Genomic DNA, 16,540 nt, shown 5'->3' with positions numbered 1-16,540 from the left:
TCAGACCCTGAACAAAGGCGGTGGGTCAGACGATCGTGCGCTGGCGCTGGTCTTCCTCGGCCAGGATCTCGTCGGCGACCGCGCGCAGGTCGGAGTCGAGGTGGCCGCAGAGGACGTCGCGCAGAAGCGCGCGCAGCCAGCCGGTGAGCTCGTCGACGAGCGACTCCAGCGCACTGTCCTCGGGCGCCACGCCCGCCACCACCGCACGCTCGAGCGCGACGAGGTGCGCGATCCGCTCGGTCGCCTGCGCGCGCTGCTCGGGGATCGCGCAGAGCGCCGCGACGCGCCCGGCGAGCCGGCCGGTCTGCGCGCCCTCGGGCTCCAGCAGCGCGCGGAGCGCGAGCAGCACGTCGGTCAGCGCCTCGGACGGCCGCGCACGGTCGTTGGCCAGCTCGAAGCGGCTGAGCGCCCAGGCCAGCTCGCCGCTGCGCGGCGTGCGGCGCGTGACGAGCGACAGGAACGCGCGCAGCTCGTCCTCCTGCTGCGACGGGATCACGCAGACGCCGCGCGACGCCGCCCCGGCGCCGATCGCGAAGGGCTGCCAGCCACCGCCGCCCGTGCGCGTCCATGCGGTGCGCGCGAGCACGATGCCGGCCGCGTCGTAGAGCCGCAGCGCGGTCAGCAGCCGGCGCAGGCGGACCTGCGCGTGGCGCAGCGGGGCCTCGTCGCCGGGCGCGGCCTCCCAGGTCAGGCGGGCGAGCACGACCTGGTGGTCGTCCTCGCGGTCGCGGATCGCGTCGGCCGGCGCGCCCTCGCAGGCGTCGGCGCGCACGAGGCTCAGGCCGTCGCCGAGCGCGATCTCGTCGGAGGTCAGGGCCAGGCCCATGATCGGCGCGACGACCTCGGTCAGCGCGCGACCCTCCATGACCATGCCCTCGAGCTCCTCGTAGGCGCGGGCCAGGCGGTCGGGCGAGAGCTCGAAGTCGGTGCAGTCCTCGAAGGCGCGCGTGAGGAAGTGGCGCAGCGCGACCTCGGCGCGGGCGCGCGGCTGCTGGGGCACGCGCGCCTCGCCCCGGGCCACGAGGTAGGCGTCGATGCCGCCGCAGGCCGCCAGGGCGTGGACCGCGGGCAGGAAGCTCGGCAGGCGCCCGAGGATCGACAGCCGCTCGTCGATGAAGCTCGCGGTCAGGGGGCGGTAGCAGTACAGCGGGGACTCGCGCCGGCCGCCACCGAGCTCGACGACCTCGAACGGGACCTCGGCGCCGTCGGCCGTGTCGGACGCGAGGTGGAACGCGGCCTCCTCGGCGAACGCGGCGAGCGCTTCGTGCAGCTGGCGGTTGCGCATGCCGTGCGGTTCGTGGCGGTGGGCCGCCCTCCTGCCCGGCGCAGGATGCCTTGCAGCCGCCCGCAGCTTCGCGGCGCCCGTCTGCAGGTTCGGCGTCCGAACGCCGTGCATGGCCCGGTTCATGCCAGGACGTGCGCGCGCCGCGACGAAGACCGGGGCAGGTGATGTCCCGTCGAACCATCGTCGTGTTCGTCCTCGCCGCGCTCGTCGTGGTCGTTCCGGCGCGCGCCGAGGCCCAGTCGACGGGCGGGACGGCCTACCCGCGAAAGACGCAGGCGAAGGCCTCCCAGGGGACGCCGTCGCCGAGCGCGACCGCCCCCGCGAGCACCACGGCGCCGCCGTCCACGGTGCCCGTCACCCCGGCCGCAACGGTCGGCCCGGACGGCCTGGCCGTCGCCCCCGCCGGCGCGCCGCCGCAGGTCGCCGCGCTGATCGCCGCCGGCAACCAGATCGCCAAGCTCCCCTACAAGTACGGCGGCGGCCACGGCGACTTCGACGACACCGCCTACGACTGCTCGGGCTCGGTGTCCTTCGCGCTGCATGGCGCGGGCCTCCTCGACGCGACGCTGGACTCCACCGCGCTGGCGCGCTGGGGCGCGACCGGTCCCGGCACGTGGCTGACGGTCTACGCCAACAAGACCCACACCTACCTGATCGTCGCCGGCCTGCGGTTCGACACCAGCGGCCAGAAGAAGGCCGGCACCCGCTGGCAGGCCGCGGCCCGCAGCTTCCGCGGGTTCAAGGTCCGGCACGTCGCCGGGCTGTAGCGCCCGGCGCCACGATCGCTAGGGCGCCGGTGCCGCGCCGCCGGTGCCGCTCGAGGCCGGCGTGGTGGTCGTCACCGACGACTCCTTGCGGACGGCGCGCACGTACAGCGCGGCCGCCGATGCCGTCGCGCTGCCCTTGCCGGTCCGCGGCGTCAGCCGGTAGAGGCCGGGACGCTTGAGCGCGACCTTCGCCGAGAACGCGGCGTGCTTGGGCTTGATCGTCGTCGTCCCGGTCTTGCGGAACCTGCCGTCGGTGCCCTGCTTCTCGATCGTCACGACGACCGGCGCCAGCGGGTGCACGGTGCCCGACACGGTCAGCGAGCGCCCGGCGCGCACGCGCGTCGTCTGGGCCGCGGCCGCGAGCTTCGGCAGGCAGCCGACCCGGGCGCCGCCGGTCACCGCGACCGCGAGGCCCGGCACGGCCGCGCGGGCGCGGACGCTCCCGGCGGCACGCCACGCGACGCTCGCCGTCCAGGCGCCCTCGGCGTCGGTGTCGGTGCGCGCGACCGTCACCCAGCCCTTGGTGCCCTGCTTCTGGACGAGCACGCGCTGGCCGGCGATCGCGCTGCCGTCGGCGCGCTTGAGCGCCCCGCGCAGCTCGAGCGCGTCGCCGTAGAGGATCGCCGCCGCGGGAGCGGCCATCGTCACGTCGACCGAGGCGACGGGCACCGAGGGCGCGATCGCCGCGGCGCGGCGGCGCAGGTCGGGCAGCTGGTCGTAGAGCGCGGTGCCGGGGCACGCGGTCGCGTCGCCGTCGCGATGGCCGCAGATCCGCTCCAGCGTCACGGCCGTGCCCGACTTGTAGCGGTTGAGGCTGCCGCCGCCGGAGGTCAGCACGACCTGCCCGGTCACGGGCGCGCCGTGCAGCGACAGCTTCCACGCGATCAGGCGCGCCATGGCGTCGAGCGCCTCGGGCGTCTGGCCCACGTCGCTGAAGGTGCCGATGTTCGCGATGCCGGTCGAGTGGCCGTTGTAGCCCTGCGCCTGGGCGCCGACGACCGCCTGGTCGATGCCGCCCGCGCGCCCCTCGAAGATCTGCCCGAAGCGGTCGACCACGAAGTTGTAGCCCAAGTCGTTCCACCCGTTGGTGTCGCGGTGGTACTTGGCCATCGCGAGCACGATGCCGGCCGAGTCCTCCGGGCCGTAGTCGTTGGCCGACACGGTGTGGTGCACGAACGCGACCTGTACGTCGCCGAAGTCGGGCGCCGACCGTGGCGTGACGCCGTCGCCGCCCCATGCGGCGCGCGCGATGATCGTCGGCTGGCCCCCGGCCTGCGCGGCGTGGGCGCCCGCCGCGGCGGCCGACGCTCTCGCGCTGAGCCGCTTGGCGGCGGCCCCGATCGCCACGAAGTGCACCTGCAGCCCGCCGGCCGGGCGCCGGGCGGCGCGCAGCTGCAACGCGTCGGCGCCACCGGCCCAGACGGGGTCGGAGGCGTGGGCGCCCGTGCCCGAGTCGGGCCGGTGATCGTGCCCGGCGCCGAGCGGCACCCACGCGCTCCACGCTGCGCCGTCGCGCCGGACGCGCACCTCGAGGCCGGCGGCCTGCAGGCCGTCGCCGCGCACGCCGAGCAGGTCGAAGCGTCGTGGCGCGCGCAGCGGTGCGGTGCGCCGGCCGGCCCCGAAGGCGTCGCGCGCGAGCGTGAGGCCGAAGCCGCTCGGGGCAGCAGCGCTGCTCGCCCACGCGGGCGGCGCGGCACGGGTCAGGACGGAGGAGAGGCCGGCGGCGGCGCCCAGCGCGAGGGCACGCCGCCGCGTGAGCGACGGGGCGTCCACGGCGCCGAGGGTAGCCGCGTCCTCAGCCATCGCAAGGCGTGCAGGAGACCGTGCTGCGCGGCGGGAAGGGGCCCATCGCCGGTGACAACCCAAGCGACATGCCGGTGTTGCGATTGGGACCGCAAGTTTTGCGGTACTCGTGCGTTGCCGTTCTCGACCTTCCCGACACAGGACGTAGGGGTACGTCAGGAGCATCGGCGGCGACGGGACCGGGAGCCCGTCGCCTCGCTCCGCAGGGGAAGCCGCCGGCGAACGCTCAGGCGACCGCGGCGACGGCCGGCTCGGCGGCCTCGTCGGCGGCGCACTCGGCGCCCAGCCAGCGCGCTCCGTAGGAGCGCATGTCCTCGACGATCGGCAGCAGCGCCAGGCCCTTCGGCGTCAGCGCGTACTCGACCCGCGGCGGGACCTCACCGAACGTGTGGCGCTCGACGATGCCCTCCTCCTCCAGCGCGCGCAGGCGCAGCGAGAGCGTGCGGGGCGAGATGCCCGCCAGCGAGCGCTCGAGCTCGCAGAAGCGCGAATGCCCCTCCGCGAGGTCGCGGATCAGCAGCAGCGTCCACTTCCCGCAGATGATGTCCGCCGTCTGGCAGACGGGACACGAGGGATCTACCGGCATTGACCCATAACTATACCGAGTGAAGTGGGGGTTGCGGCCTTTGCGCGCGTGCGGCGTTGTGGCGTGGGCGGCGCCGGCGGGGTTGGCTGGGCCGGCACTCCGCGACGCTCGTCACCGCCGCTTCGCTCGGCGCGCCGTGCGTGGTGGCGCCGGCGTTGACCGGTGGTGTCGCTGCCCGGTGGGGCGCCATCTATCCGGGCATCGATCGCGCGCCTCCGCCTCCGCAGCGGATGCCGACATCACGGAGTGCCGGCCATGGCTCGTCGCCGGGGCAGCGCGCTCGCACGGCCTCCCAGCTCAAGTCGAGTTGGGGGGACCGAGGGGCAGCGCCCGCGCGCAGGGACGACCGCGCGAGCGCGAAGCGGAGTCGCGGGGACGACGCCACGTAACCCCGCCGACCACCCACGCCCGCGCAGACCGCCGCCCGCCTAGCCGCCTAGCAGGTTGCCCAGCCCACCGCCGCTGCCGTTCGTCGGACCCGCCTCCACGCGGCCCTCCGAAGGCTGCACGAGGACCCAGCCCTCGCCCTTGAACGCCATCTGGATCGTCTCGCCGGAGCCGCGGCCGATGAGGTTCTTGACCTTGAAGTCGGTCTTCAGCGACGTCGTGACGTCCTGGGACCAGGTGATCGCGGCCTGTGCGTCGGCGAAGGTCGGCGCGCCGGCGACGTTGAGGAGGACGGGTGGGCCGTCGGACAGGATCGCCACCCAGCCGGTTCCGCGCAGCGACGTGTTGTAGAGGCCGCCGCCCATCGCGCCGCTGGCGCCCTGGACGCGCTCGATGTCCCAATCGATGTCGGCGTCGAACGCGAGCAGGTTCGGGCCGTTGACGGTGATCTTCTCGCCCTCGAGGTAGACGAGGTGCACGTCCTGGGCCGAGTCGGCCAGGAACACCTCGCCGGTGCCCGTGACCTTCATCAGGCTCTGGCCCTCGCCGGTGACCGCCTTCTTGAGCATCCGCCCCATGCCGCCCGCGCCGGCGTGCTCGAAGGTCACGTCGCCCTGGTAGGCGACCATCGACCCGAGCTTGGCCTGGATCGTCTTGCCGGCCAGCGAGACCTTCAGCAGCTTGGAGTTCTGCAGGGTGAACGCGTCGGTGGACTGCGTCTCGTTGTATTGCGCCAGTGTCGTCTGCATGTCGGCCACGGACCCTCGCGGACCGGCGGCACGCGGTCAAGGAGGGTTAGCCGTAGATCGCAGCTGGACGGCACCCCTAGCGCAGCACCGAGCCCTGCTGGACCTCGGCGCGCTGGTCCTCGGCCTGGCCGAGGTCGTCCATCGTGGTGCCGCGGCGGCCGTCGGCGGCGACGAGCAGCTTGAAGTCGTGCGGGCTGGAGGCGAACTGCATCGCCTCGTCCATCGAGATGCGCCCGGCCTTGAGGTGGTGGAACAGCGCCTGGTCGAAGGTCTGCATCCCGTAGTAGCCGCCGTCGGCGATCACCTCGGGCAGGCGGCCCGTCTGCTGCGGGTCCATGATCATGTCCTTGACGCGGCCCGTCATGCGGAGGACCTCGCAGACCGCGACGCGGCCCTTGCCGTCCGCCGTCGGCACCAGGCGCTGGGAGACCGCGCCCTTCAGCGTGCCGGCGATCATCGCGCGCACCTGGTTGTGCATGTGCGGCGGGAAGAAATCGATCAGGCGGTTGACGGTCTCGGCGGCGTCCACGGTGTGGACCGTCGAGAAGACGAGGTGGCCGGTCTCCGCGGCGCTCAGCGCGGTCTGGACCGTCTCCTCGTCGCGCATCTCGCCGATGAGGATGACGTCGGGGTCCTGGCGCAGGACGCGGCGCAGGGCGCTCTTGAAGTTCTGGGTGTCCATGCCGATCTCGCGCTGGTTGATCACCGAGCGCTTGTCGCTGTGCAGGAACTCGATCGGGTCCTCGATCGTCACGACGTGACGGGCCTTGGTCGAGTTGATGTGGTCGATCATCGACGCGAGCGTCGTGGACTTGCCCGAGCCGGTGGTGCCGGTGAGCAGCACGATGCCGCGCTCCTCCTCGGCCAGCTCGCGGATGACCGGCGGGAGGTCGAGCTCCTCGATGGTCTTGATCCCGTAGGGGATCGCGCGCATGACGATCGAGACCGACCCGCGCTGGCGGAACGCGTTGACGCGGAAGCGGGCCAGGCCGGCCACGGCGTAGGCGAGGTCGACCTCGCCGTCGGACTCGAACTCCGCGTACTTCACGCTGTCGTTGCCGAGCATCATCTTGGCGGCGGCGTCGGTGTCCTGCGCGGCCAGCGGCTCGGCGCCGGGGATCGGCACCAGCTCGCCGTCGATGCGGCAGAGCGGCTGCGAGGGAACCTTCAGGTGGAGGTCCGAGCCGTTGAGCTCGATGAGCTTGGCCAGGGCACGGTGGAGATCGAAGGACACGTTCGTGTAGTCGACCCCTCCGCCGCCCGGGTGAAGGCGCCTGGACGCCTTTCCTACCGGCGTCCGGCATGTCGAAGGTGCGGACTGCGTGCCTTGATCGCGGCCGAGCGTCATGCGGATGCTCGCCGTCCGAGCAGCGCTCACCGATGAGGCCGCACGCCTGACGTGGAAGGCCCCGCGGTGCGGGGCCTTCCGGGACGTCCAGGTGTTCGGGCGCGGTCGCCGCTAGGCGACGTCGCGGAGCTTCTGGGCCTCCGCGAGGGACTGCAGCTTCTTGAGCGACTGGTTCTCGATCTGGCGGATGCGCTCGCGCGTGACGTTGAACGTGCGACCAACCTCGTCGAGCGTGCGGGGGTGCTCCCCGCCCAGTCCGTAGCGGAGCTCGAGGACGCGGCGCTCGCGGTAGGAGAGGTTCTCCAGCGCCTCGCGCAGCGCCTCCTTGGTGAGGATCTCGGCGGCCCGCTCGTACGGCGACTCGGCGCGCTCGTCGGCGATGAACTGGCCGAACTCGGACTCCTCCTCGTCGCCGACCGGCTTCTCGAGGGAGACCGGCGCCTGCGCGGAGCGCTTGATCGAGTCAACCTCCTCCGGGTCGATGCCCGTGACGTCGGCGATCTCCTCGGCCGTGGGCTCGCGGCCCAGCTCGGTGACCAGCTTGCGCTCGGCGCGGCCGATCTTGTTGAGCTTCTCGACCACGTGCACGGGGATGCGGATCGTCCGGGCCTTGTCGGCCAGGGCGCGCGCGATCGCCTGGCGGATCCACCAGGTCGCGTACGTCGAGAACTTGAAGCCCTTGCGGTAGTCGAACTTCTCCGCGGCGCGCACCAGGCCGAGGGTGCCCTCCTGGATCAGGTCCAGGAACGGCAGGCCCTGGTTGCGGTAGTTCTTGGCGATCGAGACGACCAGGCGCAGGTTCGACTCGACCATCTTCTGCTTGGCATCGAGGTCGCCGCGCTCGATGCGCTTGGCGAGGTCGACCTCCTCCTGGGCGGTGAGGAGCCGGACCTTGCCGATGTCCTTCAGGAAGAGCTGAAGGCTGTCGGTCGTCATGTCCGGGCGCAGGTCCAGCGCCGCCTTCTTGCGGCGGGTGCGCTTGTCGGGTGCGCGCTCGACCTCGTTGGCGGCGGTCGACGCGGGGTCGATCTCCTCCACCAGCTCGATCTCGGACTTCTCCAGGTAGCCGTGCAGCTCTTCGACGTCGGACTCGTCCAGGTCCAGCTCGGAGACGGCCGTGGCGATCTCGGCGAACGTCAGTACGCCGGTGACCTGGCCACGCGCCAGAAGGCCCTTGATCTCCTCGAGTTCCTGCAGTTCAACTACTGACATCGACGTCCGTTCGGTTCGCCGGCGTGGCGTCGCCGGCAGGGGGGTTATCGGGGGTGCGGAGGACGGATCGGAGACACAGGCGGGTCAGCAATAGCGACGTACCTGTCCGAGCGTAGGCTCAAGGGTAGTCGCTGTTTCCGGCGGCAGCAACGCTGTGTGACCGCCGTCACATTGCTGGCGCGCTCCGACCGCACTTCGCGACGCCTTTCAGGGACACTACGTCCGGCGTCCTCGTTCGTTTCAGGGTTTCGGTACGTGATCCATCGGCAACGGCCGCCTGCCTCCTGAGGGCCGGGCCGTTCTTCTCAAACGGTCAACGAGCGCAGAACTTGCCCCGTTGCACGCCGCCGTACACGTGGGCGATCGCCGAAGCGTGCGAGGATTGCGCGCATGAGCCCCGCCGATCGCGACGTCCTGACGAGCCTGCCCCGCACCCGCCCGACGCGGCGCAGCGCCAAGCGCGGCGCCGTCGCCGGCGCGACGGAGCCGGCGAAGGCCGCCGCGAAGCCGAAGGCGAAGCCCGCCGCCGCCGCGAAGGCGAAGGCGCCGGCCAGGACGGCCGCCGCGAACAAGGCCGCCGCCCCGGCGACGAAGGCCGCGAAGGCGAAGCTGAAGGCGCCCAAGGCACCCGCGGCGCGCAAGGGCACCGCCAACACCCCGGCGAAGGCCGGTGCCACGGCGAAGGCCGCCGGTTCGGCGGCACCCAAGCGCAAGCCGGCCGCCGCCGCGCGCGCCAAGGGCCGTCCGTCGGTCGCCTCCGCCGCGGCGGCCCCGGCCAACCCGGCGCCCGCGCCCGCGACGCCCCGCGCCAAGGCCGCCTCCTCCCCGCCGCCGGCCGGCTGGGCCGCGCCCACGCAGGACACGGGCCGTGGGGGCACCGGCGAGCTGCTCGGCAGCGTCGTGCAGGGCGTCGGCGAGATCGCGCAGATCGGCCTCACGTTCGGCACCCAGGCGCTCCGCCAGGCGCTGTCGCGCCTGCCGAAGCCGTAAGGCGCCTCACTCCGCCAGGCGCGCGCGTTCGCGCTACGAGCGCGATCTCCTCCGAACGCCGGTTCGCGTCCGTGGTTGCGCGTTGTTATGCTCCCGCGCCGTCAGCCGAGTCCGCACGCCACCTCTGGCCGTGCGGAGCGGGGGAACCACTGCGAGTCGCGGATCGCCGCGACTCGCCGGGGCGAATCAGGCCACCCGGCCAGTAGCGCCGTCATCCGGCGCGAGCCCGTCAGCTCACCTCGTAGGCCGTTGGATGAGGACTGAAATCGACGTGCCTTACACGCCCCTGGTGAAGCTGGGCGCCGCTCTCGGCGTCGCGCTCGCCCTTGCTGTTCCCGCCGTCGCGAGCGCCGACGCCGCCCCCGGCGGCCTGAGCTACGACGATCCCACCGCCCCGACCGTCTTCGCCGACGGCTCGACGCTCGCCGCCCCGCTGGGCGAGATCGTCGGGACCGTCGTGCAGCTGCACGGGGCGCTCGCGGGCTCGCATCCCGGCGACCCCGTGCTGGTGCAGCGCCTCGACGCCACCGCGGGCTGGGTCGCCGTCGCCACCGCGACGGTCGGCGCCGACGGCTCCTACGACGCCGTCTGGCGCACCGACCACGCGGGCCGCACCACGGTGCGCGCCGTGCCCGGCGGCCAGGGCGCGACCGCCGCGGCCAGCACCGCCGCCGGCACCGAAGGTCGCGCGATCACCGTCTACCACGGCGCCAAGGTCACCTGGTACGGCCCCGGCTTCTACGGCAAGAAGACCGCCTGCGGGCGCAAGCTGACCCGCGCGCTGCTGGGCGTCGCGAACAAGACGCTGCCCTGCGGCACGATGGTCGAGCTGTACAACGACGGCCGCACGGTGACCGTCCCGGTCGTCGACCGCGGCCCGTTTCGCAAAGGCACGAGCTACGACCTGACCGCGGCGACCGCCAAGGCGCTCGGCGTGGTGGCGAGCACCACGATCGGCGCCGTGCGGGCCGTCACGCCCCCGGCCTAGGGGTGCCGTAGGCGGCCAGCGAGGCCGAGGCCCACGACGGCCGGCCGTCGCCGCCGGAGGTGGGTCCCCAGTCGCGATAGCGACACAGTCTCCTAAGCCAGCGGGACGCCCGCCGCGCGCGCGGCGAACATGCCCTCGTCGGCGCGTCCGGCGAGGGACTCGAGCGTGTCGCCGTCGTCCGGGCAGACCGCGAGGCCGATGGAGGCCGCCAGCGGCGCCCCGCCGAGGTGCGCGCGGGCGATCGCCGCGGCGACCCGCGTGCCGAGGTCGCGCGCGCCGGCCAGGTCGCGATCGGGGCTCGTCAGCCACCAGCGGCCGAGGCGCTCCCGCACGATCAGGTCGGCCGGTGCGAGCTCGGCGGTGAGCGCGCGCTCGGCGTCCTCGAGGGCGACGGCGACCTCGCGGCCGGTCTGCGAGGCGAGCAGACGGTCGAGGTCGTCGACCTCGACGACGAGCACCGCGAACGGCAGGCCGTCGTCCTCGCGCCGTGCCAGGCGGCGGCTGATGGCGCCCAGCCAGGGCGGCCCGGCCTCGGCCAGCTCGTCCCAGCTCGTGTCGACGCGCCGCCGCGTGACCGCGGGCGTGTCGGCGGCGGGGGCGAAGGCGGAGTCGGGCACGCCGCTCACGCCGGTCGGCGGCGCGGCGGCCAGCTCCTCGGCCAGCGAGGTGAGCGGGTCGAGGCTGGTGGGCAGCGCGGGCGGAAGGTCGACGAGCTCGACGCCGTGCGGCGGCGCGGGCGGCTCGGGCGGCTCGGGCGGCTCCGCCTCCACAGCCCGGGCCTGGCGGAGCGCCGCGGCCTCGCGGGCGGCGCGTTCGATGGCCTCGGCGATCGCCTCCTGGGACGCGGCGTCGCGCACGTCGCGCTCGCGCGCCGAGGGCTGTGGCTTGGGCGCCAGGCCGGCGACCTGGCGCGCCGCGGCGTCGTGGGCGGCCTGCCGCGCGTCGCGCCGCGGGGGCGGCGGCGCCTGCGGCGGCGCGGGCGGCGCGCCCGCGAGCGCCTCGGCCAGCGGGCCGCCGCTGCGCGGGACGTCGGTGGCCGGTGCGGCGAGCGAGGCCTCGGTGACGCGCGCGCACACGTAGGCGAGGCGGTCGCCGAGGTCGGCGACCAGCGCGGGGTCCGGATCGCGCAGCGCGGCGCGGAGCAGGCGCCACGTCGCGGCGCGCAGCGCCTCGACGCCGGCCGACAGCGCAGCGGGGGTGCGCGCGCCGGTCAGGCGGGCCGCCGCAGCGCCGAGCGGGGCGCGGCCGGCACCGCCCACGAGGCGCTCCAGCTCGGCGTCGGAACCCAGCGCCGCGAGGAGCGCGCCGCACAGCGCAGGGCCGCTGCGCGCCAGCTCGGCGGCGGGCACGGCACCCGCCTGCTGCAGCGGCGCGTCGGCCACCAGCGCGAGCAGCCACGCCTTCGCGATCGCGACGGCGTCGACGGCGGGCGCGTCAGCGACTGGTCGCGGCTTGCGACCGAAGGTTCCTGCTCCATCCATGGCTCGTGCATCTTGGCACCGAAGTCCGACGTCACCGCCTCCGGCGGCCCCAAGACTGGACCTCCGGACGGGAGGATGGACAATGCCGCCGTGCCCACCCTGCCGTCCATCGACGAGGCGCGCGCGACGTTGCTGGCCGCGACGCGCCCTCTGCCCTCCATCGACGTCCCCGTCGCCGACGCCCTCGGCCTCCTGCTCGCCGAGGACGTGGCCGCCGCGCACAACGTCCCGGGATTCGCCAACTCCGCGATGGACGGTTTCGCCATGCGCTCCGGCCCGTCCGGGCGCCGCCTGCGGATCGGCGGCGAGTCGCGCGCCGGCACGCCGTTCGCAGGCAAGCTCGGCGAGGGCGAGGCCGTGGCGATCTCGACGGGCGCCGCGCTGCCCGCCGGCGCCGACGCGGTTCTGCAGATCGAGCTGATCGACCTCGACGGCGAGCACGTCGTGCTCGGCGCCGACGTCGCGCCCGGGCGCAACGTGCGCGAGACGGGCAGCGACCTGCGGGCGGGCACGCGGGTCCTGGCCTCGGGCACGCGGCTCGGCCCCGCCGAGCTCGGCGTCGCCATCGGGGCCGGCCGGATGAACCTGCACGTCACGCCGCGACCGCGCGTCGCGATCGTCACCACGGGCGACGAGCTGATGGAGGCCGGCACGCCGCTGCAGCCCGGGCAGATCCACGACTCCAACGGACCGATGCTCGCCGCGCTCGCCTCGCGGGCGGGCGCGGAGGTCGTCGGCCGCGGCCACGCGGTCGACGACCCCGAGGCGACGCGCACGGTGATCGCCCAGGCGCTCGACGAGGCCGACGTCCTCGTCCTCGCCGGCGGCGTCTCGGTCGGCGCGCACGACCACGTCAAGCAGGCGCTGACCGACCTCGGCGTACGCGAGCTGCTGTGGCGCGTCGCGCTGCGGCCGGGCAAGCCGACCTGGCTCGGCGTGCGCGACGGCAAGCTCGTCCTCGGCCTCCCCGGCAACCCGGTCAGCGCGTACGTGACGTTCCTGCTGTTCGGGCGCCCGGCGCTCGCCCGGCTGGCGGGCGCCGACCCGACCGTCCCGCGCACCTCCGCGCCGCTCGCCGTCGCCGTCGGCCGCCACCCCGACCGCGACGAGATGGTGCGCGTGCGCCACACGCCCGACGGCCGCGTCGAGCCGACCGGCCCGCAGGACTCGCACGTGCTGTCGTCGCTGCTCGGCGCCGACGGGCTGGCGCTCATCCCCCGCGGCGACGGCGCGCTGCCCGCGGGGACCGAGGTCGTGCTCGAGCCCGTCTGAAAGACGTTCCTAGCCTGCCGCTTCGAGGTAGGCGACCATGCGCGTGGTCAGCGCGGTGAGCGCGGGCGCGGGCGTCTCGAGCGCCAGCGGGCGCTCGTCCAGCAGCTCCTGCAGGCGCTTGCCGTAGGCCGGGTCGGCGCGGCCGGCCAGCCGCGCGGCGACCTGCGCGGCGCGGCGCGTGGCCTGCGGATCGATCGTCCAGATCGCCTCGAAGCGGCGGTCGCGGTCGTCGGGCCCGCCGGGCTCGGTGACGCCGGGCTGCTCCCAGGCCAGCAGGCACGCGGCGTAGCCGGGCGCGTCGACGATCACGGCCCACTCGTTGCCGAGCGCGTCGTCGGAGCCGATCGGGATCTCGGAGGGCGCGCCGGCCGGATGGCGGACGCCGGCGGGGAAGTCGGCGAAGACGGCGGCCGCGTCGGCGTGCAGCGCAAGCCGGCGGTAGCGGGGCTCGACGTGGCGGTAGAACCGCTCCTGCTGGAACGCGGCGAAGACGATCGGCGCGGCGGCCAGCGCCAGCGCCTCGTGCTCGATCGCCTTCGACAGCGCGATCAGCGTGGACTTGCGCAGCAGGTGCGGCCGGGCGCCGACGTCGGTGGCGGCCACCGCGGCGTAGATCGACGGATGGTCCGACGGACCGCCGGCGCCATCCTGCGCGCGCTCGATCGCGGCCGAAACCGACAGCCCGCGCTGGCGCAGCGCGACCACCTTGCGCAGCGCGTCGACGTCGTCCTCGGAGTAGCGGCGGTAGCCCGACGGCGTGCGCGCGGGCGCCGGGAAGCCGTAGCGCTGCTCCCACATGCGGATCGTGCCGGGCGCTATGCCGGTGCGCTCCGCGACGTCCTTGATGGCCAGGTCGGTGGTCATGTCCTTGAGCAACATCGTGAAGCATGGTTCAACACGCCGTTGAGTGTTCCTCGGTGCCGGACGGGTACGTCTTCCGACCAGCCCCCGGGTTCATCGCCGATGGCCCGGCGCGCGTAGCCGTCACATGGACGCTCACCGACCCCGCCAGACCATCGTGCTGACCGGCGCCACCGGCTACGTCGGCGGCCAGCTGCTCCCGCGACTGCTCGACGCCGGCCACGAGGTGCGCTGCGTCGTGCGCGACCCAGACGGCGCCGACCTGCCCGCCGGCGCGCAGATGGTCGCGGGCGACGTGCTGGAGGGCACGGGGCTCGCGGAGGCGCTGGACGGCGCCGACGTCGCCTACTACCTCGTGCACTCCATGGGCGGCAGCGAGGACGACTTCGCGCAGCGCGACCGTCGTGGGGCGGCGAACTTCGGCGACGCGGTGCGCCGTGGGGGCGTGGCGCGCACGGTGTACCTCGGCGGCCTGGAGGGCGGCGACGACGGCGCGTCCGAGCACCTGCGCAGCCGCCACGAGGTCGCCGGCGTGCTGCGCGCGCGGGTGCCGGAGCTGGTCTACGTGCGCGCGGCGATGATCGTCGGAGCCGGCAGCGTGTCGTTCCAGATGCTCCGCGGCCTCGTGCAGCGCCTGCCGGTGATGATCACGCCGAAGTGGCTGGAGACGCGCAGCCAGCCGGTGGCGATCGACGACGTCGTCGGCACGCTCGCCGCGCTGGCGGACCGCGCGAACGCGCCCGAGGAGGTCCAGCTCGGCGGCGCCGACGTGCTGACCTACCGCGAGATGCTGCGCCGCTTCGCCGCCGTCGAGGGTCGCCGCCAGCCGCTGCTGCTCGGCGTCCCGCTCTTCACCCCGCGCCTGTCGTCCTACTGGGTCGCGCTGATCACGCCCGTCGAGCTCGGCCTGGTCAAGCCGCTCGTCGAGGGGCTCAGCGCCGAGACCGTCGTCCGCGAGCCGCCGCCGAGCGGCCTCAACGACCGCCCGCTGGGGTTCGACGACGCCGTGCGGGCAGCGCTCGCCGCGTAAGGTTGGTCAATCGATGATGGTGCCCTTGGCCATCCTCTCCGCCGTGGTCCTGATCGCCGCGGGGCTCTTCGCGACAGCCCGCCGGCTGCTGGCCGGCTCGCGGCGGATCGACGGCGTCACGGTGCGCACGCCGACCGACGACACCAAGATCGACGCCGACGGCGCGGTCCGCTCGATCCAGGGCGCCGACATCGTGCTGCCCAGGCAGCTCTGCGACGAGCTGTGGACCACCGAGACGCTCGAGCGCCTCGCCCGCACCTACTGGGCGTACCTGACGCGCGTGACGGGCGGCCTGATCCGCGTGTACTACACGGAGGGCGAGCGCTACGTCAGCCTGCTGTTCAAGCCGCTGAAGCTGCTGACCTTCCGGGCGCCGGAGTACGAGACCGAGGCCGACCGCGGCATCGTGCGCTGGCGGATCGAGAAGGGCCTGCTCGTGGCGCCGTCGGGCCGCAAGGGCGACGGCTATCTGGAGATCGACGTGCGGCGCGACCGCGACGACCCCGACCAGGCGCACATCCACGTCGAGGTCGAGGTCGCCAACTTCTACCCGGCGATCGCGTCGCGGCTCGGCCGGTTCCTGTACACCAACACGCAGTCGCGGATCCACGTCATCGTGACCCACGGGTTCCTGCGCCGCCTGGCTCACCGCGACCTCGAGCAGTCGGTGACCGGCCGGTACCGCGTGCCCAAGGGCGAGGACACGCCCGCGCCGGTGCGGGAACGCGAGAAGAGCGCCTAGGGTCCGCGAGGCCGCGGGTGTTCGCCCCCGGGGCGATGTTCGCCCCTCAGCCGTACCGGCCGGACACGAGCGCGCGCAGCTTCGCGCGGTCGTGGCGGGCGTGGATGCGACGCACCGTGCCGGAGCGGGAGCGCATGACCAGCGACTCGGTCGTCGCGCTCCGGGCTCCCTGGTAGCGCACGCCCTGCAGCACGTCGCCGTCGGTGACGCCGGTGGCGGCGAAGAAGCAGTCGTCGCCCTTGACCAGGTCGTCCTGGGTGAGCTGGCGGCCGAGGTCGTAGCCTTCGTCGATCGCCGCCTGCCGCTCGGCGTCGTCGCGCGGCCAGAGCTTGCCGACGAGGCCGCCGCCCAGCGACTTGATCGCCGCGGCGGAGATCACGCCCTCCGGCGTGCCGCCGATGCCCCACAACAGGTCGACCGGCGAGCGGTCGCTGACGGCGAGCATCGAGGCGCTCACGTCGCCGTGCTGGATGAGCCGTACGCGCGCGCCGATGTCGCGGACCTCCTGCAGGACCTTGTCGTGGCGCTCGCGCTCCAGCGACACGATCATGATGTCGCCGATCTCCACCCCGCGGCGCTCGGCGACCAACTCGATGGTCTTGGTCAGCGGCCGGTCGAGGTCGAGCAGGTCGGCGATGTCGGAGGCGCCGGCCAGCTTCTCCATGTAGACGATCGGGCCGGGGTTGAACATCGTCCCGCGCTCCGACAGCGCGATGACGGCCAGCGCGCTCGGCATGCCCTTGGCGGCCAGCGTCGTGCCCTCCAGCGGATCGACGGCGATGTCGACCTCCGGCGGGCTGCCGTCGCCGATGTGCTCGCCGTTGTAGAGCATGGGCGCCTCGTCCTTCTCGCCCTCGCCGATGACGACGACGCCGTTCATGCTGACGGTGGAGATCATGGCGCGCATGGCCTCGACGGCGGCACCGTCGGCCTTGTTCTTCTGACCTCGGCCGACCCACCGCCCGCCTGCCATTGCCGCTGCCTCGGTCACTCGCACCAGCTCGAGGGCGAGGTTGCGATCTGGCTGGCTGTGCTTCAT

At 74.1% G+C, this 16,540-nt stretch carries 15 protein-coding genes and 1 riboswitch; of the genes, 6 read left to right on the top strand and 9 right to left on the bottom strand.

Annotated features, from left to right (window positions below; genetic code table 11):
* Positions 1-25 precede the first annotated feature (25 nt).
* Positions 26-1,285: a hypothetical protein gene (locus VK501_RS23170; RefSeq protein WP_324341696.1), complete on the bottom strand. Its 1,260-nt coding sequence runs from the start codon at positions 1,283-1,285 to the stop codon at positions 26-28.
* A 164-nt stretch (positions 1,286-1,449) separates the two neighbouring features.
* Between VK501_RS23170 and VK501_RS23165 the strand changes: the two genes are divergently transcribed.
* Positions 1,450-2,052 (top strand): hypothetical protein, encoded by a 603-nt coding sequence (locus tag VK501_RS23165; RefSeq protein WP_324341694.1) that lies wholly within the window; start codon positions 1,450-1,452, stop codon positions 2,050-2,052.
* A gap of 18 nt (positions 2,053-2,070) precedes the next feature.
* Here the strand turns inward: VK501_RS23165 and VK501_RS23160 are convergent, their stop codons facing one another.
* From VK501_RS23160 to VK501_RS23140, 5 genes are all read right to left on the bottom strand, one after another.
* Positions 2,071-3,825, bottom strand: coding sequence for an N-acetylmuramoyl-L-alanine amidase (locus VK501_RS23160; RefSeq protein ID WP_324341693.1), 1,755 nt, complete (start codon positions 3,823-3,825; stop codon positions 2,071-2,073).
* Positions 3,826-4,081: 256 nt separating this feature from the next.
* Positions 4,082-4,441, bottom strand: coding sequence for a helix-turn-helix domain-containing protein (locus tag VK501_RS23155; protein WP_324341690.1), 360 nt, complete (start codon positions 4,439-4,441; stop codon positions 4,082-4,084).
* Between the two features lie 428 nt (positions 4,442-4,869).
* Complete coding sequence (locus tag VK501_RS23150; RefSeq protein ID WP_324341688.1) at positions 4,870-5,577, bottom strand: AIM24 family protein; 708 nt, start codon at positions 5,575-5,577, stop codon at positions 4,870-4,872.
* A 76-nt stretch (positions 5,578-5,653) separates the two neighbouring features.
* Positions 5,654-6,811 carry a PilT/PilU family type 4a pilus ATPase gene (locus tag VK501_RS23145; RefSeq protein ID WP_324341686.1) on the bottom strand — a complete coding sequence of 386 codons (1,158 nt, stop codon included), beginning with the start codon at positions 6,809-6,811 and terminating at the stop codon, positions 5,654-5,656.
* Positions 6,812-7,036: 225 nt separating this feature from the next.
* Positions 7,037-8,137, bottom strand: a complete 1,101-nt coding sequence (locus VK501_RS23140) for a sigma-70 family RNA polymerase sigma factor (protein WP_324341684.1) — start codon at positions 8,135-8,137, stop codon at positions 7,037-7,039.
* A gap of 390 nt (positions 8,138-8,527) precedes the next feature.
* Between VK501_RS23140 and VK501_RS23135 the strand changes: the two genes are divergently transcribed.
* A complete protein-coding gene (locus VK501_RS23135; protein ID WP_324341682.1) occupies positions 8,528-9,127 on the top strand; it encodes a hypothetical protein in 600 nt (199 codons plus the stop codon).
* A gap of 116 nt (positions 9,128-9,243) precedes the next feature.
* Positions 9,244-9,390, top strand: a riboswitch (cyclic di-AMP (ydaO/yuaA leader).
* A gap of 8 nt (positions 9,391-9,398) precedes the next feature.
* The gene (locus tag VK501_RS23130; protein ID WP_324341680.1) at positions 9,399-10,115 is read left to right on the top strand and encodes a septal ring lytic transglycosylase RlpA family protein; all 717 of its coding nucleotides are present in this window, start codon (positions 9,399-9,401) and stop codon (positions 10,113-10,115) included.
* 92 nt (positions 10,116-10,207) lie between these two features.
* Here the strand turns inward: VK501_RS23130 and VK501_RS23125 are convergent, their stop codons facing one another.
* Entirely contained in the window at positions 10,208-11,596 is a 1,389-nt protein-coding gene (locus VK501_RS23125) for a hypothetical protein (protein ID WP_324341679.1), read from the bottom strand.
* Between the two features lie 90 nt (positions 11,597-11,686).
* Here VK501_RS23125 and glp point away from each other — a divergent pair, with 90 nt between their 5' ends.
* Positions 11,687-12,868 (top strand): gephyrin-like molybdotransferase Glp, encoded by a 1,182-nt coding sequence (glp, locus tag VK501_RS23120; RefSeq protein ID WP_324341677.1) that lies wholly within the window; start codon positions 11,687-11,689, stop codon positions 12,866-12,868.
* A gap of 9 nt (positions 12,869-12,877) precedes the next feature.
* Here the strand turns inward: glp and VK501_RS23115 are convergent, their stop codons facing one another.
* Positions 12,878-13,747, bottom strand: a complete 870-nt coding sequence (locus tag VK501_RS23115; protein WP_324341675.1) for a DICT sensory domain-containing protein — start codon at positions 13,745-13,747, stop codon at positions 12,878-12,880.
* A gap of 109 nt (positions 13,748-13,856) precedes the next feature.
* Between VK501_RS23115 and VK501_RS23110 the strand changes: the two genes are divergently transcribed.
* On the top strand, positions 13,857-14,759 hold the full coding sequence (locus VK501_RS23110) for an NAD(P)H-binding protein (protein ID WP_324341673.1): 903 nt from the start codon (positions 13,857-13,859) through the stop codon (positions 14,757-14,759).
* Between the two features lie 25 nt (positions 14,760-14,784).
* Complete coding sequence (locus VK501_RS23105; protein WP_324341671.1) at positions 14,785-15,501, top strand: hypothetical protein; 717 nt, start codon at positions 14,785-14,787, stop codon at positions 15,499-15,501.
* Positions 15,502-15,547: 46 nt separating this feature from the next.
* On the opposite strand, the gene glpX is transcribed toward VK501_RS23105, so the two are convergent.
* On the bottom strand, positions 15,548-16,540 hold the full coding sequence (gene glpX, locus VK501_RS23100) for a class II fructose-bisphosphatase (RefSeq protein ID WP_324341669.1): 993 nt from the start codon (positions 16,538-16,540) through the stop codon (positions 15,548-15,550).

The sequence above is a fragment of the Baekduia sp. genome (assembly GCF_035318805.1).
In the GTDB taxonomy this organism is placed as follows: Bacteria; Actinomycetota; Thermoleophilia; order Solirubrobacterales; family Solirubrobacteraceae; genus Baekduia.
The sequence above is the reverse complement of the archived record's forward strand: the minus strand, read 5'-3'. Positions and strand labels throughout refer to the sequence as shown.